This window comes from Dokdonia pacifica, from assembly GCF_900188275.1.
In the GTDB taxonomy this organism is placed as follows: Bacteria; Bacteroidota; Bacteroidia; order Flavobacteriales; family Flavobacteriaceae; genus Dokdonia; species Dokdonia pacifica.
In genome coordinates this window covers 345,720-368,429 of sequence record NZ_FZNY01000001.1, presented here as the reverse complement: position 1 = coordinate 368,429, position 22,710 = coordinate 345,720, and the positions used below count along the sequence as shown (strand labels likewise).

The following is a 22,710-nucleotide window of genomic DNA, read 5'->3' as shown; positions in this document are numbered from 1 at the left end:
TATTTTTTGAGGTTGGTTTTATAATTTTCTGTCTTTCTCTTCAATAGCGAGATCATTAATACTTGCATATCGTTTTTTCATCAATCCGTTTTCATCAAATTCCCAGTTTTCATTTCCGTAAGCTCGATACCATTGTCCTTCTGGCGTGTGATATTCATATTCAAAACGAACTGCTATGCGATTATCACTATGTGCCCAGTATTCTTTTTTGAGTTTGTAATCGAGTTCTTGATCCCATTTTCCTGTGAGGAATTGACGTATTTCTTCACGTCCATTTATAAATTGAGATCTATTGCGCCATTCGCTATCTATAGAATAGGCCATTGCCACTTTTTCAGGGTTTTGGCTATTCCATGCGTCTTCTGCTAGTTGTATTTTTTGTTTTGCCGTTTCTAATGTAAATGGTGGCAAAGGATGTTTTTGTTCCATGATATTATATTATGTGGTTGGGTAATATAAATTTTGAATTGTTTCTAATGTATTTTTAAAAATAGTCGTGTCGTTAAGGCCTTTTGTAATGATTAAAGAACCTTGAATATTAATTAATGTTTGCAATGCTTTTTGATGCGCTATTTCTGATGAAAACCCTATTTCTTGCGCAAAGGTTTTAAAGGCTTGAATCCAATTATTCATCGTCACTTGAATAAGGCTATCCAGAGAAGTAATGCCTGTATCCATAGACAGTGCTCGTAAAATACAAGTCTTTGTTCCTTGTGCGTATAAGACATCTATATGGTCTATTACTTTTTCTAAGCGCTGTCGGGCTGGAATCGCTTGATTTGCTAGCGTGTCTTCTACATGTGTTTTACCCCATGTCGTTGTATATTCAAGCACAGTAGTGACAATCTCTTCTTTTCCTCCAGGAAATCTGTGGTACAAGCTTGCTTTTTTTAGTCCTGCCGATGTTGCAAGATCATTGAGACTTGAGCCTTCATATCCTTTAGATCTGAATACGTCAATAAGTCTTCCTAATAGTGCGGTATCATCAATTTTTTGAGGTCTCATAGTAATGTTAACTAACGTTCGGTATAATAGTCTTAAAAATAAAAACTCCTTACAAATAGGTGTCTGAATTTGTATGGAGTTATCTTTTTTTGTGGATGAAAAATAGAATGTCTCTTGTTTTAGAAATAAAGAGGTTTACATTTTTTTATGGATAATATTTCTAATCTTAACTTCATCATTCTGAAGTTGGTTTCCAAATGTTAATCGGTGTTCTAATTGTATGATTCGTCCTTTAAGGTCTTCTATTTCAGCATTTACAGTAAAAATACCCCAAGTCCATATGGTTAATCCACATTTTAAATTACTGGGTGTTCTCTTGATAATATTCACTCTATTTTTACCAAAGGTGCTATGTAGTTTATAGGTTACTTGTTTTATATAGGGTAAGTCTAATCCATCTATATAAATTTTCACCTTATACAATTTCTTTTGACTACGAGTACTCTTTTTATAATACACAGTTTTTGAGTCATTAGATTCTTCTAAGTCTAATAAGATATCTTTTATTTCAAGATTGTATGTTTCTAAATTCATAGGGTTATCGCTGTATATTATTCGTCTTCGTCTACAAGGGGTTCAACAATATGAGGCTCAACTATTTCTTCTTCGGCGGTTGGAGCGCCCGCTTCATTTGTAATTTCTTCACTTCCTGAAGTAATCACTCCATTTTGATTTAATTTATTTCTTGCGGCAGATTCTCCATAGTAGTATCCTATAATAGAACCTAGTAGTCCGCCAAGAGAGGCAATCACGAGCTGCATGGCTTCCATTCGATCGTCAAAATTATCTCCAGACCACATTGCTGCAATAATTAATCCTACAAATAAGATCACAATAAGTAATGCTAAAAAATGCCTAAAATCATCTACAATATTTACCAGAGAGCGTGTTAAAATAAAGGTGATACTATTATTCTGAGCTTTTGCGGCTTTTCGGTTGCTGTATTTGCCTACACCAAATATCTGAAATAACCATCTAAGGATGATCACAAAAATAACAGACAAAAGAATAAGCATCATGATTCCTTTGTCATGGTTTTCTAAATAGGTTAAAAATGCATCCATAATATGATAATTTTGTGTGGTACAACAAGTGCGTTTTAAAGATACAGTTTTTTGTAATAAAGGCTTGCTATTAAAGCAACTAGTGTAGTATCGTATATATGGAGTGCGTTTTTTTAAAGGTTGTCTTGCTAGCTCGCTTTAACGCTACGCTCTCCCTTTTGGTCGTGAATCTTGCTAGCTCGATTTCGCACTTCGGCAAGCTCAGCATAAACTTCTTCGTCACTTTGTTCCTTGAAAGCGTACCCAAAAAGAATACCTACGAGTATAATGACCGGAGCCAACTAGAGCGCTCCTGACTTAAATGAATAGGCTCTTTATAAGGGGGTGTAAGTACCACCGAAAATCGTCCAGGTTTATAAGGTTGCAAACTTTTTATAGCAGTGATGCGAGCAATGATTTTTCTGTGTAATCGTACAAAATCGTCCGGATGAATGCTTTTGTGTATCTGATCTAAGGATTGATCAATGATATACGTAGAGCCATCCAGAAGGGTGACAAATACATAGTCATCTCTATAGAAATAGGCGATTTGATCTATTTGAACCGGCACGTATTGTTTCCCATTTTTTAAAAGAAATTGTTTCTTATAATTCGCTGTATTTTTAGGAGTGATGCGATGTAAAAGATCCGTATTTTTAATCATCCAGTCAATGGTAGTTTCTTCTTTTTGAGCGTTGTATTTTTGAATGACTTGAGAGACATCTTCTTCTGAAATGGGTTTTAATAGATAGCCGATTCCTGTTGTTTTAAAAGCTTCAATAGCATACTGATCATAGGCCGTAATAAAAATTATAGGGCATGTAATGCTCGTAGCTGTGATGATTTCAAAAGAATTCCCATCCGAAAGATGGATATCCATAAAAATGAGATCAGGTGTTTCATGATGTGCTAACCAATGAAGACTATCTTTTATAGAGGTACAGGAGGCTAAAATATCAAATGCTTGGGGTAACCCTTGTAGGATTTTTATGAGATGCTTGGTTGCAATAACTTCATCTTCGATAATAAGTATTTTGATCTTCATAATTATAAAAGAGGTACCGTTACTTTAAAGGTATCATTTTCTGAACTAATAGTGATTTTTTTATCTGTGAGGTAACTATAGCGTTTTTTGATATTTACAAGACCAGAACCATGCGTATTTGTATTGGTTTTTTTCTGCCCTATCGTAGTTATTACAAGGGTGTCTTTTGTTGCAGAAAATACAATTTTTAGGGTTGTGTGAATATCAATTTTATTGTGCTTGATAGCATTTTCAATAAGTTGCTGTAATACTAATGGGGGCATTTTTTTGTCTTGTAACTGAGCTTTGGAGATGGTGTTTTCTACCTGTAAGCCTTCTTGGTAACGCTGCTTAATAATTTGTAAGTATTGTTGCGCCATTTCATATTCTTTGGGAGCACTAATCGTAATATGATGCTTGTTTTGTAGGATCTGGCGGTAAATATCAGAGATGTTTTTTAAAAAACTTTTAGCCAGTGTTGTGTCTTCATCTATAAGATAATATAGGGTGTTGAGATTATTAAAAAGGAAATGAGGATCTAGTTGATTTTTTAAAATAGAAAGGTTGGCCTCTGTAATCTCATGCTTGTATTTTTCGTTTTCAAGTAGCGTATTATAATGAGTAGTTTTTAAGTTGGATACATATTCTATAAGTGAAAAAATAATAGAAATGCACAGCCCAATAAGAGCCGCCATGATCATATGTTTTACTGTTGGGGATTCACTATGGTAATACCAGTAATCAAACCATTTGAAACCATAAAATAATAGGGTGTAAACAATAGTTCCTATCAAGATGCTTCCAAATAAAATGAATACCTGAAATGGCATGTTTTTTTGAAACCATGCTTTGATACGTTTACTTTTCTGGAAAGAAAAAATAACTTCAAATGTGGCATAGATCATTAAAATCCAAACTACAGTTAAAAAACCAAATTGAGGTGGTTCTTTAAACTGTGAGGTTATCCAAATCATTGCTACTAAGATCAATGAAATGATAAGCGAAATAAGGAGTCTTTTGTATATAGAGAAAAGCTTCATGAATCTATGTGTTATTCCAAAAGTAGGGTATTTTTTTAGGTGTAGTTTTAAAAAAAGTAGTCAAATCACTTAAAAAATCAAGATGTAGCAGATACTCATGACCATGCTATTTTAGTTGGGAAGCATATCATATAGATTCATGCTCTTTTTATACATATTCATAAGAATAAGGTAAAAACTTCCCCTATTGAATATGTAGTTTTGAGAAAACAATTTTATATGAAATATTGTATTCTCACATTATGGATAAGCCTTTCATCCCTAACCCTATTTGCACAAAACATAGAAGGTATTCAGAAGCATAGTTTTTCGGTTTCGGAGCTATCAGATACTCAATTTAAGAATTTTATACAACCCCGTATACAGGAAAGTCAGTTTGTGTTTTTAGGAGAACAACATGGTATTATAGAAGTGGGAGAGGCTACGAATATATTGTATACATTAGGTCAACCTTTTGGTTATCACACATTATGTATAGAAACAGATGCTATAGCTGCTAAGACCATCACTTCTTATTTTGATACAAAAAAGCCTCTTGCAACGGCAAAGGAATTGGATACGAAATATGACTTTTCGATTCCATTTTATAATAATGAAGAGGATATGATGATGTTCAAAAATGTACTAGATACTAATGGTACACTTTGGGGAATTGATCAAAGTCTAATGACGCAGTTTCGATTAAATTTTGAGTATTTAATTAATAACACACAAAGTGTCAAATTTAAATCGGCATTGATGCCCTTACGAGAAAAAGCCATTGCCGCTTTCGAAAAAACCGTTCGCGAAAAAGATTTTATGGCGCCTTATATTTTTTCGTATGATGATGAGACACATCAAGACTTATTAGAACTAACGGCTACTTCAGAAGAAAAAGAAGTTTTAAAAGCACTAAAAAAAACACAAGAGATTTATGCCTATAATTTTGGTGGAGAGTATTATCTGAATAATTACGTACGTGCTCGCCACATGAAACAAAATTTCATGCGTTACTATAAAGCCGCACTTCAAAAAGAAGCAACCCCTAAAGTACTATTTAAACTAGGAGGAAACCATGCCGCTAGAGGCCTCACTCGAACCCGAGTATATGATATTGCTAATCTAGGTGCCGAACTCGCTGAAATGAATGAAATGGAATCATTACACCTATTGGTGATGGGCGTGTCAGGAATTCAGAATGTAGCCAATCCATTTGAACCTGAAAAATCAAAACAACCTATTGATGTTTCAGATTTTGTCCCTAAAGAATTTATAGGCCAAACCTTAGCAGGAGCACATAAGTATCAAATCATAGATACAAAAGCATTACGTCCAAAAGCACATACCTTTTCTAAGGAAGTGCAAAAAATGATCTTTGCCTATGATGTTGTAATTTTGATAAAAGAGGCAGAACCATTAACCTCATTTTAAGCTTGGCATCTTAATTGAGAAAAAGATGTAGCAAATAATATCTTTATAAATAATAATTTACAAACACATGACTAAGATTGTTACGGCACTCTTGTTTTTATTTATAGGTAGCTATACCTATGCACAAAATGAAGAGGTAACATTAGAATATATTCAGGAAAACGATTCTATTATTTTTCAAGTAAAAAGTGTTGCCATCATTCCTATAGATATTGTGAGCAAACAAGTAGATACTATTTTTCCAAAGATTGTCTATAAAGAAGTAGCGACAGTATTCCCCAATGATAGTGTACGCGGCTTTATAAGAGTTCACATAAATGATTTTGAAAACCTAAAACAAGCTAGGAAAGAACGAAAGATTTATACTGTCGAGGCCCATTATGGCGATCGCAGAAATGCAAAACACGATAGTACATATTTGTATACTTTACCCTATCAAAGAGGAAGAAAGGTAGAAATCGAGCAAACCTTTTTTGGGAAATCTTCCCACAAAAATATTGCGTCTCGATATGCCATTGATTTTGGAATGCGAACCGGAGATAGGGTATATGCTGCCAGAGAAGGTGTAGTCGTGTTTGCCATAGATCATTTTACAGAAGGTGGTAAGCGAAAAGAGCTCACACACAAGGCTAATAAAATTGTCATTGCCCACTCAGATGGAACCCTAGCATCTTATGCCCATTTAATGCACAAAGGCACGCTTGTTAAAAAAGGAGATACAGTGACTAAAGGACAACACATAGGGTATTCAGGAAGCACAGGCTATAGCGGAGGACCTCATTTACATTTTGTAGTACGTGAACCAGGAGATATTGCAGTACCTATCTATTTTGAAGACTACGAAGGTCAGGTATTAAAGCGTGGGAAACGTTATAAAAGAAAGCATTAATTCCTTTATTTTCCCCTCATCCTCACCTTCTCCCCAAGGGAGAAGGAACTGTTATGGAAACTGTTATAAAAGTTTGGGTAGATTCAAAATAGAATAGTACTCTATTTTTTTTTTACGCTTTCGCGAAAAGGAATACATCTTCTTTATCTTATGAGATGTCACACTGAGCACTTCGACCAGCTCAGCATGACACTTGTCGAAGTGCTCAGGGTTACACCTGTCGAAGTACGATTTAAATGACAATACCAGTCATTTCGAAAGAGCAAAGTATGAGCGATGAGAAATCGCATAACAGTGAGCCAGATGTGTGATCTCTCCTAAAGTTTATCCTGAGCTTGTCGAAGGATCGAGATGACTTTTGTTGTAAGTATACAGAGCGCAAGGTGGTTGAGTGATTTTCGCTTTTCGCGAAAATTGTACCGAAGCTACCGAGATACATAGTTCTAAGCCCTTCGACATGCTCAGGGTGACATTTAATTTATCTAAAAACTACCGTCTACCGACTACTATCTAGTAACTAACAGCTACTTCACCAAATCTTTAATCTTAGAAAGCGTAGCCAATGGATCTTCTACTGCTTTTTCTTCTAACATAATGGGCTCATTGGCTTTTTCAGAACTTTGAAGCGTATGATTTATGATTTTTTCCATAGTATCTAGAATCTTTTTACGTGCATCTTCATTATTTATAGAAAGCGCATTAATGGCTTGTAAACCACCCTCTACAGAATCTACATACCGTTTACGTTCATTGAGACGAACAATATTTTGTAATCTCTTATTGATTTGATTAATAAAAGTAATTATTAGAGAAAAAGAAATAAGTAAAGGAGAGGCGTAAAATAACCAATTAATAAAGGTCGTTCCAGAATCCATATTGAGTTTGAAATTAGTATAATGGTCATTTATATAATTCATAAAAAACCAAACAGTCAAAAGGCTTAATAATACGTAAAGCCCCATTAAAATATATTGAAATGTAATTTGCTTTGATATATATGCATTAGGGTTTTTTAGATATTTCACAGCTGTTTCTATCTGTGCCTTTGTTTTCTTTTTAGCATCCTGTTCTCGTTGTATGGTTTGTTCTGCTAGTTCTAATTGTGCTTCTACTTGTTTAAGACGCTCTTTCTCTTCTTTGGTAGCACTAGATGCTTGTTGTAGTTTTTCTTGAAGTTCTTTTTTCTCGTCTTGTAAAGATTTTATTTGACTCTCGGTGTCTAGAATAATATCTTTTTTTAGAAGATATTTAGAGGGTACATTAATAGCTTTTTCTAATTGTGAGTCTAAATATAGAGCATCTTCAAGATTTGCTCCTAAAAGATTTGCTCCTAAAAGATTTGCTCCTAAAAGATTTGCTCCTAAAAGATTTGCTCCTAAAAGATTTGCTTCTTGAAGATATGCTCTAAAAAGATATACTTCTTGAAGATTTGTTTCTTGAAGGTTTGCTAAACTAAGATCTGTTTTTTGAAGATCTGCTTCTTGTAGATTTGCTCTTCCAAGATTTGCATTGAAAAGATTTGCTCTTCCAAGATTTGCTTTGGAAAGATCTGCTTCTTGTAGATTTGTCCCTCTAAGATCTGCTTCCATAAGATTTGCTCTGAAAAGATTTGCTTTGTAAAGATCTGCCTTCAAAAGATTAGCCCTTTTACCTTTTTTACCATCACTTTCAAACCATAATTGATGTTCTACTAAAATATTATCTAACTCTTCTTGCGTAATTTTTCGTAATTCTTCTGCCATATATACCACTGTTAACTCTATAAAAATACAGGAATTAATTTATAAAGTGTTGTGATTGTGTGGTTTATTTCCTACCGTCCTAACCTTCTCCCCAAGGGAGAAGGAACTCTATATGCGATAAAAGTTTTTGACAAGCAAAATAGAGTACTACTCTAAAATAGAGTGTTACTCTGTTTTTTTTCACACCTCCCTAGCCCTCCTTTCTAGGAGGGAAGACTAATATATTTATAACTAAAAATAAGAGTATGAGTTTCCCCTCTAGTAAGAGGGGAGTAAGGGGTGTGTCTTTTCGCGAAAGCGAAAATGATACCAAAACTACTGACTATTAGTTAAGCACTAACAACTGAAGGCTATCACTAAGTCCTTCGACAGGCTCAGGGTGATATTATAGTTTATCTAAGAACTACCGTCTACAAGCGAACAGCTAAGCACTACCGACTAATAGCTAAAAGCTATCACTAAGCCCTTCGACAGGCTCAGGGTGACATGAACTATCAACACCCCTAAAGATAAGATTTAACAACTACCGTCTACCGACTAAAAGCTACCGACTAATAACCACCTTCCAGCAAATCATCAATCTCATCATTAGTTACTACAGCATTGGCGCCAGCTTTTCCAGCAACCAAACTTCCCATAGCAGCAGCAACCTCAAGGGAATCTTCAGGGGCTTCTCCAGAGATTAATCCAAAGATAAGGGCCGCTAAAAATGAATCACCAGCACCTACGGTATCAACAACCTTGGTGGGGAATCCTACCTGAGTATAGATCGTTTTGTTATGATATAACATCGCACCATCGGGGCCTAACGTGACACAAACCGTATCCGTATTGGTAGCTTTAGCAACCGCTTTTAACTCTTCTTCTAAGCTCTCCTTCTCAAGATCAAGTAAGGTAACAATCAGCTCTAACTCTTCGTCATTGAGTTTAATGCAATTGGCAATTTCCATGAGCGATAACACCACATCCAAATCGTAATGAGGATCTCTCAAGTTGAGATCAAAAACGGTGTATTTCGCCTCAGTTACTAAGGCTTCAAATTGCGCCTGATTATAAGTTTCGCGCAATGCTAAACTGCCAAAAACAAAGGCATCTGCTTTTTTGACTTCTTCAATAGCTTCGGGTGTCGCCGCTATATGATCCCAAGCGGCATCTTTCTGGATATCATAACGAGCACTTCCCGAGTCATCTAGTGTCACAGTCACCTGCCCTGTAGGACGTTTTGACTGTTGGATATATGTTGTAGGAAAGTCTTTTTCTTTTAAGGCTTCTAGGGTTGTTTTTCCAAGTGCATCTTTTCCAAGCGCACTAATAATACTCGTATTAGCACCAAACGAATGTAGTCGTAATGCAACGTTTAAAGGCGCGCCCCCTAATTTTTTCCCATCTGGAAATACATCCCAGAGGATTTCACCATAACAAACAATATGCGGTAATTTACTCATCTTCAGGAATTAGTTTTTTCTCAAGTGCTTCCAAGGAAACTCCTTTGGTTTCTGGCATTTTAAAAATAGCCCAGAATAATTGTAAAACCATCATGGCTGCAAAGAAATAATAAATATACCAAACCGCATCTTTAAGTACTCCTTCTTGACCATCTAAGAAGAAAGGCGTAATTAAGGTAATAATAGCTGCAAATACCCAGTGGGTTCCTGTTCCCCATGATTGTCCATACGCACGCACACGATTCGGAAAAATTTCAGAAATAAATACCCAAATTACGGCACCTTGTCCTATGGCGTGGGATGCCACAAAAAGACAAATAAATAAAAGCGTAAGTGTAGAACTTAGCTCTTGCTGGAAACAAATTCCCACCATGATCAAACTAAATATATAGCCTATCGATCCAATAATCATGAGCTGTCTACGTCCTAGTTTATCCAATAATCGCACTCCTATAATCGTAAATACTAAGTTTACAATCCCAATAGCAATCGAATTAAATAGCGATTCAGAACCACCAAGTCCGGCTTGTTCTAATATTTCTGGAGCATAATACAATACAAAATTGATTCCCGATAGCTGATTGAAAAAAGCAATTAAAAACCCTAACCATAACACACGATTGTATTTTTTTTGAAATAAGGTATTGCTTCCTTTTTGATTGTCAGAATCTGCTTTAATCTCTTTAAGCTGTATTGCTGCATCTTCAGGAGTATATATTTTATTTAAAACCTCAAGAGCACCTTGGTCATCTTTTTTCTGTAAAGCAAGCCATCTTGGGCTATTCGGTACTTTTAATACCATGAGTGTGTATAGTAAAGCAGGAATTGCTTCTACTCCTAGCATCCATCGCCAGTCATTAGCACCATCAAAACCTTTGAGTAACCAATTGGAGACAAAGGCAATCAAAATACCAAATACCAAGCAAAACTGATACAGTCCTCCAAGTTTTCCTCTATTAGAACTTGTGGTAATTTCTGAAATATAAATAGGTGCCGCTACCGATGAAATTCCAACACCTACTCCGCCTATAAATCGGAAAAAAGAAAACGAGTAAGGGTCTGGTGCAATCGCACTTCCCAAAGCAGAAGCAAAGAAAAGAACTCCTATCCAAAACAAAGTTTTTTTACGTCCTAGTTTTTTTGTGGGAATCCCCCCCATTAAAGAACCCAATACAGTTCCCCATAGTGCCATACTCATAATAAATGTCCCGTGAAAAAGCGGAGAGAGTTCCCAAATATCTTTGATGGGTTGATTAGCTCCACTAATGACAACCGTGTCAAATCCAAATAAGAATCCAGCGAGGGCAACGGTGATACTCCATTTTGTAATTTCTTTCATGAGTGTATAGTTTTAAAATAGTCGGTTAGGTATTTTTTGAATTAGGCTCAACTTAGTGATTTTTTGTGTAATTCACATCATATGTAAGATGTGGAAAATGTAATAGTATATGATAGATGGTTATAATTCACCTCGGTCTTTTAAAAAATTAAAAATAATTTTATCTACGGCAGAGACCTTCTCAATATCTTGATACGTAAGCCACACCACTTCTTCTATTTCGCTATTTGCAGCAAGTGTTCCTGAGTAGGTAGCTGTATAGCATGTCATTTGCACTTGAACCCCTTCAGGAGCTCCATCAGAGGGAGCGGTAAATGTACCAAGGTAGTTTATAGAAGATGGATGTATCGTCACAGAAAGCTCTTCTTTAATTTCTCGAATAAGCGTTTCAGTATCGGTTTCTTGACCTTCTCTTTTTCCGCCAGGAATATAGTATTTCTCTTTTCCTTTAGAACGCGTACTTAGAATAGAGCGATCTTTTGTTTCTATAAGCGCTATCTTATCAATAAGAGTAGATGTTACTCCCATATTCGTTTCATTTTTGAGACACGTACTTGCGTCATTTTATGATCCTTACTTGTAAATGTCATCACCGTATATGGTTGTGTTGGGAAAATTTGTTCGGTCATGGTAGTAGTACCTTGATCTACAAAAAACTCAACAGAAGATGCATCTAGAAAAATACTAAATCTGGTGTGATCATTTTTATCTGTACGTGCAGGAGCAAGGTGTATTTTTTCGGCAAAACGTGGTTCAAAATCAATCTTTCCAGATTTTCTGCGATCTACATAAAAGGAATGATCTTCTTTATGATATCCTAGAAATAACTGATCATTAGCAACATTTGAAAACTTCACTTCAAAATCTTCCAAAGCACCTTCAATCTCAAAATCAATGCGCATTTCATTAAAGTTCTCAGAAGTAAGGGAGTACTTATTTGTAATACTATCATAGGTTTTTGAGTCATAGCTGTATTCATCTATAGCAGCTACAGGATAACTCTTTAAATAGTAAGTATCGTTTTTATGCAGGGTAAGCTTTCGCGAAAGCGTCATCGCACTTCTCCAATTTTCGGTAGGGGTTTTTTGTGCATAATTCCAGTTACTCATCCATCCTATGAAGGTGCGATCACTATCGGGTAATCCGTTATACGTGACACCAGCATAGTTGTCAGAACCATAATCTATCCATTTGATGTCTTTTTGAGAGGTTGTAAACGTAGTACCGTCAAAATCTCCTACAAAATATTGTGTACCAGAACCTCCATTGGGAGCGCCAGGATTTATGCTTATGAGTAAGACCCATTTTGTTTCATCACTTCCCGCAACGGTAAGCGGAAATAAATCTGGGCATTCCCAAACACCACCATGAGCGCCTTTGTCTTTTCCAAAATCACTAAGATAGGTCCATGATTTTAGATCCGGACTACTATAAAACTTTGCATGATCTCCTGCGACAAGGGTGAGAATCCATTTTTGAGAAGCTTCATGCCACATGACTTTTGGGTCTCTAAAATCACGAATACTTGTTGGATTACCTATCACGGGATTCCCCTCGTATTTGGTCCATGTATTCCCTTCGTCTAGGCTGTATGCGATACTTTGATATTGAAAATCATTCTTCCCTTCTTTTTCTCCTTTGGGTTCGTGATGTGTGAAAATGGCTATCATTGGCGGATTATCTTTGGAGCCTAGTCCAGAAGTATTCTCAAGATCCATGACGGCACTTCCAGAAAAAATATACCCTAATTCGTCAGGATATAACGCAATGGGTTGGTGCTTCCAAGAAACTAAATCTTTACTAGTAGCATGACCCCAATGCATCGGTCCCCAAACAATATCTTCAGGGTAATATTGATAAAATAAATGATAAGTGCCATTATGGAATAGAAGCCCATTAGGATCATTCATCCACTTTTCGGGTGGTGTAAAATGGTATTGCGGTCTATAGCTTTCGCGAAAGCGTACGACGTCATTTTTTTCGGTAATTTCTTTTTTTACATCTTTTACATCAGGAGTTGTTTCCTTTTTACAAGCGGTTAGGATTATAAAAAGAAACAAAAAAGAGACAATTCGCATGGTTTTTAGTTTGCATAAATATAATAATACCAATTGTAATTTTTGTTAATTCGCTTTCGCGAAAGCGTATGGTGTAATCATTCATTATGTGTTTTTAGGTCTATTTTTTTTGATTTATGTGTTATTCTTAATTAGTTATTAAGATTACAACGTTTTCGTAGGAAAAAGGATTTGCCTAAATTGTAAGTCAATAGCGAACCCCTTATTTTTACATGATATAGTAGTATGAAACGAAAACTCACCCTTAAACTCATCGCCAAAGAACTTGATGTGTCTATTTCGACAGTATCAAAAGCATTACGTGATAGTGCCGAAATAAGCGAAGATACACGCCAAAAGATTAAAGCCTTTGCTAAGTTATATAACTACAAACCTAATAACATAGCATTAAGTCTTAAAAATCGTAAAACACGTACCATAGGAATTATTATTCCTCAAATTGTACATCACTTTTTCACAAAAGTGATTAAAGGGATTGAGCAAATGGCAAGAGAGCATAACTACAATGTGATTATCACGCTTTCTAATAACGATTTTGACAAGGAAGTACTCAACATGGAACTGCTTGCTAATGGGAGTACCGATGGGTTTATCGTATCACTAGCGAATGAGACTTTGCATAAAGATGATTTTAGGCATGTAACTGAAGCCATAGATCAAGGAATGCCTGTAGTGATGTTTGACCGTATTGTAGATGAGATCCCATGTGATAAGGTACTTATAGATGACCGCGAAGGTGCAAAAATGGGAGTAAGACATCTCTTAAAAACTGGGTGTCGTAAGATTGCTATTATTACAACAAAAGATTATGTGACCATTGGTAAATTGCGTACCAAAGGATATATAGAAGCATTAGAATCTTATGGGGTTAGAGTGCAAAAAGAACTAATTCTTAAGCTGGATAATATTGATAGATGTGATGATGAATGTTCTGCGAAAATTAAACACTTTTTAAAAGACAATGATATTGATGCGGTGTTTACAGTTAATGAAATGTTTGCAGTTACTGCAGCAAGGCATCTAAATGCATTGGGTAAAAATGTACCTACAGATGTATCTATTGTGAGCTTTAGTGATGGCGAATTATCTAAGCATTTAATTCCTAGTTTAAGTACGGTAAGTCAGCATGGAGAATTAATGGGACGTAAAGCTGCCGAATTATTGATTAATAAATTAGAACGTCCTGAAGATGAGGTAGAGGAGTATACGACTGCGTATATTGATACCACACTTATAGAAAGAGAAAGTACAAAAAAGATAAAAAACTAGTCTTAACGCTACTAAAAGCGTGAGGCATATTGCTAAAATATGATTTGCGATGAGAGGAATAGGATTTCCGCTTTCGCGGAAATGACACTAAATATTCTATGAAGAAAGCATTTATATTTGATTTGGACGGTGTGATTGTAGACACTGCAAAATTTCATTATCTCGCCTGGAGAAACCTTGCTAAAGGAATTGATTTTGACTTTACAGAAGAACAAAATGAACAATTTAAAGGCGTAAGTCGTGTACGATCTTTAGAGATCTTACTAGACATGGCAAAGTATACGGCAACACAAGAACAAAAAGAGGTGTGGTTGGTACAGAAAAATGAGGAATATCTGAAGTATATTCAGAAAATGGATGAAAGCGAAATCTTACCAGATGTCCCTCGTGTGCTGGATTATTTAATCGAAAATCAACAAGGGATTGCTTTAGGAAGTGCTAGTAAAAATGCGCGTCCTATTTTAGAACGTGTTTCACTTCTAGATAAATTTCAAGCCATTGTAGATGGAAATGATGTTACTGCGGCCAAGCCAGATCCAGAAGTTTTTGTCAAAGGAGCACAAGCCCTAAAAACGGAAGCAAAAGACTGTATTGTATTTGAAGATTCCATTGCAGGTATTCAAGCTGCAAATGCCGCAGGAATGATCAGTATAGGAATTGGTGATCCAACAGTATTACACGAGGCATTTCATGTTTTCACAAACTTCACTGAGCTATCAAATGACTTTTTACAGGAATTAATAGCATCATAGATTTTATAAAATACAGAACCCATTAATAGTAATTACTTAATAGTCTTTCAAGAATCAGTATAAAATAAAAGACCTTACAAAGTCTTGTATCTAGCAGTGAGTAAAGCGAGCAATCCCGATTCTTGATTCAAAATATAAAACATGCATATAGAATATATTATCCCCGACGCTTGGTCTATTATCGAAGAAAACTGGAATCCAGACCATGTAAAATCATCAGAAAGTTTGATGAGTCTCGGAAATGGGACCATGGGGCAACGTGCCAATTTTGAAGAAAAATACAGTGGCGCTACTTTTCAAGGTAGTTATATTGGTGGCGTATATTATCCAGATAAAACTCGTGTAGGATGGTGGAAGAATGGCTATCCAGAATATTTTGCAAAGGTGCTTAATGCACCAAGTTGGATAGGTATTAAGGTGACTATAAATGGAGAAAAACTAGATTTACATACCTGCACTTCTGTTCAGAATTTTAAGAGAACTCTCAACATGAAAGAAGGGGTGCTGTATCGAAGTTTTGAAGCGACATTAAAAAATGGGATTAAAGTAGCGGTAAATGTTACTCGTTTTTTAAGTCTTGCCATGGATGAGATAGGTGCCATTAAATATGAAGTGACACCATTCAATCAGGATGCTACGATAAGCTATGAGCCCTTTTTGGATAGTGGGATAACCAATGAAGACTCCAATTGGGATGATCAGTTTTGGAATACGTTGTCTATAGCAGATGAAGATCAACATGCTTTTATTGTGGCACATACCATGAAAACGGAGTTTCACGTATGCACAATGATGAGTAACCAGTTATTTGTGGAAGGAAGACCGCTTCAGCTTTCGCGAAAGCGTACTGAAAAATCATCCTATCAAGGTACCGTAGGTAATAAGCAAGAAACCATTACCTACATAGGACATTATTATGAAACAGATGTTAAGCAGGGGGAGACCTTAGCAATTCATAAGTTTGGAGGGTATGTAAGTGATTTAAATCACGATAGAGAAGCCTTAGTAACTGCAGCCAAAACAGTGCTTGAAAAAGCAGAAGCTACAGGTTTTGAAGCTTTATTACAACAACAAAAAGAAGATTGGGCAGCGGTTTGGGCCATGGCAGATATTACGATAGATGGCGATGTCAAAGCACAGCAAGGCATTCGTTTTAATATTTTTCAGCTCAATCAGACGTATTCTGGAAAAGATGCGCGTCTCAATATTGGTCCTAAAGGATTTACGGGAGAGAAATATGGCGGCTCTACCTATTGGGATACCGAAGCTTATTGTATCCCGTTTTATATGGCGACCAAAGATCAAGGCGTAGCTCGTAATTTACTTACTTATCGATATAAACAATTGGATAAGGCCATCGAAAATGCGGAGAAATTAGGCTTTATAAAAGGTGCAGCTTTGTATCCTATGGTGACTATGAATGGTGAAGAGTGTCATAACGAATGGGAGATCACCTTTGAAGAAATACACCGTAATGGTTCTATGGTTTTTGCCATTCATAACTATGAGCGTTTTACAGGCGATACTTCCTATATTCCAGAAATGGGATTGGAAGTGATTATTGGGGTAGCACGTTTTTGGAAACAGCGATTTAATTGGTCTGCTGCCAAAGAAAAATATGTGATGTTAGGCGTTACAGGACCTAATGAGTATGAGAATAATGTCAATAACAATTGGTTTACTAATTATATAGCAACGTGGTGTCTGGAGTACGCTTTCGCGAAAGCGCACGAAGTAAAACAAGAACATGCCACCGACTATGATCGTATTGTAGCAAAAACAGGACTCACCGATGCCGAAATAACCGAATGGCAAAGTGTAGCAAGTCAGGTATTTTTTCCATATTCAGAAAAGCATGATGTATTCTTACAGCAAGATGGTTTCTTAGATAAAGAACTCATTTCTGTAGCCGATTTACCCATGTCTGAACGCCCGATCAATCAAAAATGGTCATGGGATCGTATTTTACGTTCACCGTATATCAAACAGGCAGATACCTTACAAGGGTTTTACTTTTTTGAAGATCATTTTACACAAGAACAACTAGAGAAGCATTTTGACTTCTATGAACCTTTTACGGTACATGAGAGTTCGTTGTCTCCTTGTGTACATGCCATACAAGCGGCAAAACTAGGGCGTATGGAGCAAGCCTATACCTTCTATTTACGTACGTCTCGTTTGGATCTAGATGATTATAACAAAGAAGTAGAAGAAGGATTACATATTACAAGTATGGCAGGTACATGGATGAGTGTGGTAGAAGGATTTGGAGGAATGCGTATGCATGAAGGAATGCTTTCTTTTGAGCCTCAAATTCCAGATGCATGGGAGCGCTATTCGTTTAAAATTAACTATAGAGGGCAAATCCTTACCGTTGAAGTTACGAAAGAGAATACCCACTTTAGTATCGATCAAGGAAATGATTTAAACATCTTAGTACATGGGAATGCTGTTGTATTAGGTAAAGACCGTACAGTAGTCGTATAAAACAAACACTATATTATAAAAATAAAAAGCCCTCTCATGAGGGCTTTTTATATGAAGTAAGGATAAGCTTTATTATGAATTAAATGGGTTTCAACAAATTTGAAATAGCTATATGCTAATTTGAAATAAATGAAATTTTGACATCTTATAATTCATTTAAAACCTCTAATTTTAAGGTTATTACATTTTTTAATTCTAACACTTAATGTATTTATAGTATGAGACAATATCTAAAATCGCATTTAATTATGTTACTTATTGTGGGTTTTATACCTGCATCAAAAGCTAACACTATCAAACCTATTGATGAAAGAATGAATCTTTCAATGCAACAGAGTGAGGTAGAAATTCAAGATGCAAATGATTTTGCAAATCTTGTAGCAAATACAGTTTATATCATTGATGCAGTTTACTCTTTAGAAAACGTAAATGTAGTAACACCAATACCCGTAGGAGTAACTTTTTCATTTGAAGGGGCAGGAATGCTTTTAGATAATGGAGCTTTAGTGGGTAATAATACTAGAATTGTGACTAGTAATAATGATAATCAAATTTTTGATACTGTAGGAGAGATGGGTGGTACTTGGGATGTTCCTTTTATTTTTCCATCGTGGTTTGGGGCCACAGATATGCCAAATAGTACTGATGATGATACGTTGGCTTTACAAAAAGCGGTTTCTATGGGAGGGAATATACTTTTGGGTGAAGAGTATACCATAACCGACACGATAAATATTACAAAAAACACCACCATTAATAGTGCTTTTACAGCAAACCCTACACATACTCTTATAATCTATGATACCCCTAACATGATCTCGTTTGTATTTACATTACAAGCAAATGTAGATGTAAGTATTGAAAATGTTGAGATAGAAACAAATGGATTATTTGAACTCAATAGCGATGCTTCTTCTATTATTTTAAGAAATAACATTGTTAGTAATGAAACGCTAAATGCTAAAACAGTAATTAGGAATTATAATAATATCCCTAGAAATATAGATAGCTTTATCATCACAGGAAATCATTTTGAACAAGTAACCGTTGCATTTTTAGATGGTACTACTTCAAATGAACTTATTTTTAATGATAATGTAATACGTGATTGTTTTAGATATCTTTTAAGAGCAGAATCATCAGCCGATGAGGAACAAGGATATATATCATTTCAAAGAAATGATATTGATGGATTAAGAGGGAATAATGCAGGTGATGTAGCGCGTGTTTTACAAGCCAGTGCCTCAACTACTATTGATTATTTAGATAATACAATAAGAAATATTGAAGGGACAGCGGCTGCAAATTTTATTTATTGGAGAGCTGGAAATCTAAATTTTATAGGGAATCATTGCTTTGACATTTCTTCAGGTACGGGAGCAATTCACGATAAGGGATTATCTCTAGAATATACTGTGACTATTAGAGATAATGTTTTTGATCAATCTAATACAGATTTATTAGTGCTTCCTCCAGAAGAATTTGGAGGAGATAATATAATAAAACGAAACCCTGTTCTAGGAATCATCAATATTAGTAGAGCACATAATGTGAATATAGAGAATAATGAATATTTAAACTTAAGAACATTTGCATTAAGAATTTCGCATCCATTTACTCCTACTAGTGATAATAGTCAATTGCCAGAAAATATTGTATTTCATAATAATACTGTGACGAATACTAACAATAAATCTGTTATTTTGGTTGCTCCTGTTGTAACAAATATTGATATTACCAATAATTGTATTGATGGATTGTCAAATAGAAGAATAGAAACAAATCATCATCCAAGATTTATAGAGTTCTCAGTAAATTCTTCTCATCCTCTTGCTGCTGTAAATGATGTTGTTATATCAAGAAATACATTGATAAAAGTTCCAAGATATGCAGAAATGTTATGGGTAAATGATGGAAATTTTGTTTGCACATCGGGCACTAATATACCTGCAAAGATTAATGATGTAGTCATTTCTGAAAATAGTCAAATTGGAGGTCAATCATTTGTGACATTTCAAGGGGTTAATGCTACAGGGATCAGAAATTTATCAATAACGGATAATGTATATCATAATGTTTTAGATATCACTAGAGGAGGAAATGCGTGTTTAGATATCCAAGAAGATGATGTTACTAATGTTGAGGTTGAGCCAAATTTAATTAGTTGTTATAATACGGTGCCAATTATTAATGAAACAAATCCTGACATTCCTAAACAAAAAACAACTACCATTAAGTTATATCCTAACCCAGTTACTGATGTCTTAACTATAGAAAGTGAGACTGTTATTAAAGCAATTTCCCTACAAAGAAGTAATGGGTCTTTCATTAAGAATATTAAACCTATTGAAGGTAAAAACCGATTGAATGAATTAAACTTAGAAAACTTAGCAAAAGGGGTCTATTTCTTAGTAATAAAAACAGACACAGAAATAATAACAAAACAAATTATAAAGGAATAAACTTAAACTTCTTTTTGGGATGTTAAATTCCAGATGCCTGGGCTTGGAGAAAATAGAACAGTTGTGATGTAATAAAAACGACTAAAGAATGAATTAAAAAGCCATACGTAAATCACGTATGGCTTTTTTAGTATAAGACAAAGTTTTGCTATAGAAAAGCAAAATAGTATATCGTCAAATTGTTTAAAATACGGATAGACTTATTGGATTTGGGTACTATTTGTGTACATATTTGTATTTCTAAAATTGAAATTACTTCACTATTAATTCTTAAAAACTATTTATGAAAAAATCACTAAATACAATTATTTTGTTTGCATCTTTTATCTTCTTTTCTGCTTGTACTACTAACGAGATTGATGCTCCTTTAGAAGTTGAAAACCAACATTTAGAATACAATAAGGAAAATAACACAAATGGAATCAGTGAATGTCCTGACTGCTTAGAATTAGATTTCTCATTAGAACAAACTTTTGGTATAAAATTGTGTAGTTATGACTTTGATGTTTCTATAGTTAATAACCCAGTAGATTGCGGATTTTCGGGAGGTGCAAACACCATATTTACTCCTACAAGTGTAACTTGGGATTTTGGGGATGGGACTGGATTTACAGGAACAGGTTTTGATGCTTTATCAGTGACACACCCCTATGGAGGTAGTTGCCCTGATGAGGGTACTATCGTTACTGTAGATATAGTTTTTGACATTTTTGACCCGTTTGCTAGTGGCGGACCCGATTTAGGGGAATGTAGTGGCACGATCACTCACACCTTTAAATTTAAAAAATAATTTTGCCTGCTAGCGCTCGTCTTTGACGGGTGCCGTCAAGAGTGAGCGCATGAAAGAACAAAAAGCTATACGAAGTAACGTATAGCTTTTTGTATTTTAAGAAGTTGTTGTATAACTTTTCGCGAAAGCGCAAAAAAAAACAGTTATTTATTCCAATAAACAGACGTTTGTCCGTATTGAAAATGAATAGGATTAAGGGAAGGGTCATTTTGGAACATATAGAGTTCTTGTGGGGGTTTTTCAAATAACATAATGATATCTGAACCTCCAAATCTAAATTTTCCAAACTCTTGTCCTTTGACCACTTCTTGTCCCTGTAACTCAGTATACATATCTACACCTGATACTTGGCACATTCCAATGGGTAAAATAGCAACCTTTCCAACTTCAGGACCAGCATCCATAATAACCAATCCACGAGCTTGATTAAATTCGTATCCATTGCCACCGCCGTCGGGCGCATCAAACTGTCCGTTAGGAGCAGTCTCAACATTCAAATAGACTTGGCCTTGTACGGGAAGGATTTCTAAAATCTTACCGCTTACGGGTGTGTGAAAACGATGGTAATCAAAGGGGCTTAAGAAATAATGAATAAATGTACCTCCATAAAATTTCTCTCCATATTTACTAAACTGTAATAACTCATCTACAGTACCAATAGTGTGTGTCCCTTTTAATGTAATCTCATCTACATTTCCATCTTTATCAATGGGGTAATACGCTTTAAAGGTGCAATCTGCTGGAGAAACAATAACAGTATTATCATCAGGAGATGCTATGGGACGCAAAGGAGAGATTCCTGTTTTTGAATGGGCATTATTAAATTCTCTGTAAAAGAATTGATTAAAAGTTGTCCAGCTTTTTTCATTGTCTGCATACAAAGGAAAATTATAAACACTTTCTCCTTGATCATTTTTATCGTCTTTGAATGATTGTAAACTCTCTTTTGTTAAGGAGGCTTCAGTATCTAAGAACGTACCCCAAGCTGTTGCAAAATTTACCAACCAATTAGCAAATTCTGGATAACTTTGCATGGTTTCTCCCTCTGCATTTTTTTGATCAATTAACCAATACGATTGACAAAGGAGATCATAGACTTTTTGATTGTATCCATTTTTTGTTCCATCACTTGTCCAGGCATTAGGATATTCTGGATCTCTACTTTCATTTGGAATCATTCGCACATAAATATCTAAATAGTCATAATAAGCTTCTACAGTTTCTGGCCATCCTTTTCCATTGAATTCTTTGTCTATTGCTTTGTAAAGAGAATCATTCAAAGGAGGGATGTTTTTGTTGGGATCACCGTTCTTCGATAAATCTACCGCAGTTTTAAGTGAATTTTCTAAGTCTTTTGCCATTTTTGGATTACCGTCCAAAATACTTTTGAGTTGTTCAACAATTGCTTTATGTGCTTCCATAATTGATTATAATATTTAATAACTCCTACTCTTTTTTAATGGGCTTTTCGGATACTGCCTGTATCAATAAAATCTGATTGTGGTTTATCAATCGGATATTTTGTTTTGAATACCTTACAAATGTCAGACTATGTTATGAATTCCAATAGCGTAATAATACGTGACTTTTATATTGGTACTATCTGTAAATCAAATAATTGGATTGAAGTAATAAGTTCGTATAGATCTTTAATTACGCTAGTTATACTTCTTTTGCGTTGGTAAATTCCAGTTAGCGCTTGTCTGTGTTGGGTTCTATTTTGAGTGAAGAATGACATGAATAATGACATGAATATCAAAGTATAGCTTCTTTATATCATAAAGTAGGCTCCCAATATCATTAATGGATAAAGTAAACGGTGAAGCTCTTAATTTCAAGTAGCGTTTTTAAACCCTTTTTAAAAGCAGTAATACCTGATCATTGAATATGTCTAAAACAATTATTATTTACGTTGTCGCATTATGTTCATTCTCC

At 35.2% G+C, this 22,710-nt stretch carries 19 protein-coding genes; 7 read left to right on the top strand and 12 right to left on the bottom strand.

The window, feature by feature from the left end:
* Nucleotides 1–18: 18 nt before the first annotated feature.
* From CHB80_RS01615 to CHB80_RS01590, 6 genes are all read right to left on the bottom strand, one after another.
* Entirely contained in the window at nucleotides 19–429 is a 411-nt protein-coding gene (locus CHB80_RS01615) for a nuclear transport factor 2 family protein (protein ID WP_179218061.1), read from the bottom strand.
* A 9-nt stretch (nucleotides 430–438) separates the two neighbouring features.
* Nucleotides 439–1,005 carry a TetR/AcrR family transcriptional regulator gene (locus CHB80_RS01610; RefSeq protein ID WP_089369690.1) on the bottom strand — a complete coding sequence of 189 codons (567 nt, stop codon included), beginning with the start codon at nucleotides 1,003–1,005 and terminating at the stop codon, nucleotides 439–441.
* A gap of 135 nt (nucleotides 1,006–1,140) precedes the next feature.
* Complete coding sequence (locus CHB80_RS01605) at nucleotides 1,141–1,539, bottom strand: pYEATS domain-containing protein (RefSeq protein WP_089369689.1); 399 nt, start codon at nucleotides 1,537–1,539, stop codon at nucleotides 1,141–1,143.
* A gap of 17 nt (nucleotides 1,540–1,556) precedes the next feature.
* The gene (locus tag CHB80_RS01600; RefSeq protein ID WP_089369688.1) at nucleotides 1,557–2,069 is read right to left on the bottom strand and encodes a hypothetical protein; all 513 of its coding nucleotides are present in this window, start codon (nucleotides 2,067–2,069) and stop codon (nucleotides 1,557–1,559) included.
* Nucleotides 2,070–2,325: 256 nt separating this feature from the next.
* A complete protein-coding gene (locus tag CHB80_RS01595) occupies nucleotides 2,326–3,093 on the bottom strand; it encodes a LytR/AlgR family response regulator transcription factor (protein WP_089369687.1) in 768 nt (255 codons plus the stop codon).
* Nucleotides 3,094–3,095: 2 nt separating this feature from the next.
* Nucleotides 3,096–4,112, bottom strand: coding sequence for a sensor histidine kinase (locus CHB80_RS01590; RefSeq protein ID WP_089369686.1), 1,017 nt, complete (start codon nucleotides 4,110–4,112; stop codon nucleotides 3,096–3,098).
* A 219-nt stretch (nucleotides 4,113–4,331) separates the two neighbouring features.
* Here CHB80_RS01590 and CHB80_RS01585 point away from each other — a divergent pair, with 219 nt between their 5' ends.
* Both CHB80_RS01585 and CHB80_RS24975 read left to right on the top strand, forming a co-directional pair.
* Nucleotides 4,332–5,522, top strand: coding sequence for a hypothetical protein (locus tag CHB80_RS01585; protein ID WP_089369685.1), 1,191 nt, complete (start codon nucleotides 4,332–4,334; stop codon nucleotides 5,520–5,522).
* A gap of 67 nt (nucleotides 5,523–5,589) precedes the next feature.
* Nucleotides 5,590–6,411 carry a M23 family metallopeptidase gene (locus CHB80_RS24975; protein WP_089369684.1) on the top strand — a complete coding sequence of 274 codons (822 nt, stop codon included), beginning with the start codon at nucleotides 5,590–5,592 and terminating at the stop codon, nucleotides 6,409–6,411.
* Nucleotides 6,412–6,935: 524 nt separating this feature from the next.
* Here the strand turns inward: CHB80_RS24975 and CHB80_RS01575 are convergent.
* The 5 genes from CHB80_RS01575 to CHB80_RS01555 form a co-directional block, all read right to left on the bottom strand.
* The gene (locus CHB80_RS01575) at nucleotides 6,936–8,153 is read right to left on the bottom strand and encodes a pentapeptide repeat-containing protein (RefSeq protein ID WP_089369683.1); all 1,218 of its coding nucleotides are present in this window, start codon (nucleotides 8,151–8,153) and stop codon (nucleotides 6,936–6,938) included.
* Nucleotides 8,154–8,704: 551 nt separating this feature from the next.
* Nucleotides 8,705–9,598: a carbohydrate kinase family protein gene (locus tag CHB80_RS01570; RefSeq protein ID WP_089369682.1), complete on the bottom strand. Its 894-nt coding sequence runs from the start codon at nucleotides 9,596–9,598 to the stop codon at nucleotides 8,705–8,707.
* Nucleotides 9,591–10,937, bottom strand: a complete 1,347-nt coding sequence (locus tag CHB80_RS01565) for a sugar porter family MFS transporter (RefSeq protein WP_089369681.1) — start codon at nucleotides 10,935–10,937, stop codon at nucleotides 9,591–9,593. Before CHB80_RS01565 ends, CHB80_RS01570 begins: the two co-directional genes overlap by 8 nt.
* Nucleotides 10,938–11,057: 120 nt before the next feature.
* Nucleotides 11,058–11,465 carry an NUDIX hydrolase gene (locus tag CHB80_RS01560; RefSeq protein WP_089369680.1) on the bottom strand — a complete coding sequence of 136 codons (408 nt, stop codon included), beginning with the start codon at nucleotides 11,463–11,465 and terminating at the stop codon, nucleotides 11,058–11,060.
* Complete coding sequence (locus tag CHB80_RS01555; protein ID WP_089369679.1) at nucleotides 11,456–13,015, bottom strand: glycoside hydrolase family 32 protein; 1,560 nt, start codon at nucleotides 13,013–13,015, stop codon at nucleotides 11,456–11,458. The genes CHB80_RS01560 and CHB80_RS01555 overlap by 10 nt, the downstream gene beginning before the upstream one ends.
* Before the next feature lie 225 nt (nucleotides 13,016–13,240).
* Here CHB80_RS01555 and CHB80_RS01550 point away from each other — a divergent pair, with 225 nt between their 5' ends.
* The 5 genes from CHB80_RS01550 (at nucleotide 13,241) to CHB80_RS01530 (ending at nucleotide 20,775) form a co-directional block, all read left to right on the top strand.
* On the top strand, nucleotides 13,241–14,284 hold the full coding sequence (locus CHB80_RS01550) for a LacI family DNA-binding transcriptional regulator (RefSeq protein WP_089369678.1): 1,044 nt from the start codon (nucleotides 13,241–13,243) through the stop codon (nucleotides 14,282–14,284).
* A gap of 98 nt (nucleotides 14,285–14,382) precedes the next feature.
* Nucleotides 14,383–15,036 (top strand): beta-phosphoglucomutase, encoded by a 654-nt coding sequence (gene pgmB, locus CHB80_RS01545; RefSeq protein ID WP_089369677.1) that lies wholly within the window; start codon nucleotides 14,383–14,385, stop codon nucleotides 15,034–15,036.
* A 141-nt stretch (nucleotides 15,037–15,177) separates the two neighbouring features.
* Nucleotides 15,178–17,523, top strand: coding sequence for a glycoside hydrolase family 65 protein (locus tag CHB80_RS01540; RefSeq protein ID WP_089369676.1), 2,346 nt, complete (start codon nucleotides 15,178–15,180; stop codon nucleotides 17,521–17,523).
* A gap of 248 nt (nucleotides 17,524–17,771) precedes the next feature.
* Nucleotides 17,772–19,985 carry a T9SS type A sorting domain-containing protein gene (locus CHB80_RS01535; protein ID WP_179218060.1) on the top strand — a complete coding sequence of 738 codons (2,214 nt, stop codon included), beginning with the start codon at nucleotides 17,772–17,774 and terminating at the stop codon, nucleotides 19,983–19,985.
* 283 nt (nucleotides 19,986–20,268) lie between these two features.
* Nucleotides 20,269–20,775: a hypothetical protein gene (locus CHB80_RS01530; protein ID WP_089369674.1), complete on the top strand. Its 507-nt coding sequence runs from the start codon at nucleotides 20,269–20,271 to the stop codon at nucleotides 20,773–20,775.
* Between the two features lie 143 nt (nucleotides 20,776–20,918).
* Here CHB80_RS01530 and CHB80_RS01525 read toward each other — a convergent pair whose 3' ends face one another.
* Nucleotides 20,919–22,196, bottom strand: coding sequence for a phosphatidylserine decarboxylase (locus CHB80_RS01525; RefSeq protein ID WP_089369673.1), 1,278 nt, complete (start codon nucleotides 22,194–22,196; stop codon nucleotides 20,919–20,921).
* Between the last annotated feature and the right edge of the window lie 514 nt (nucleotides 22,197–22,710).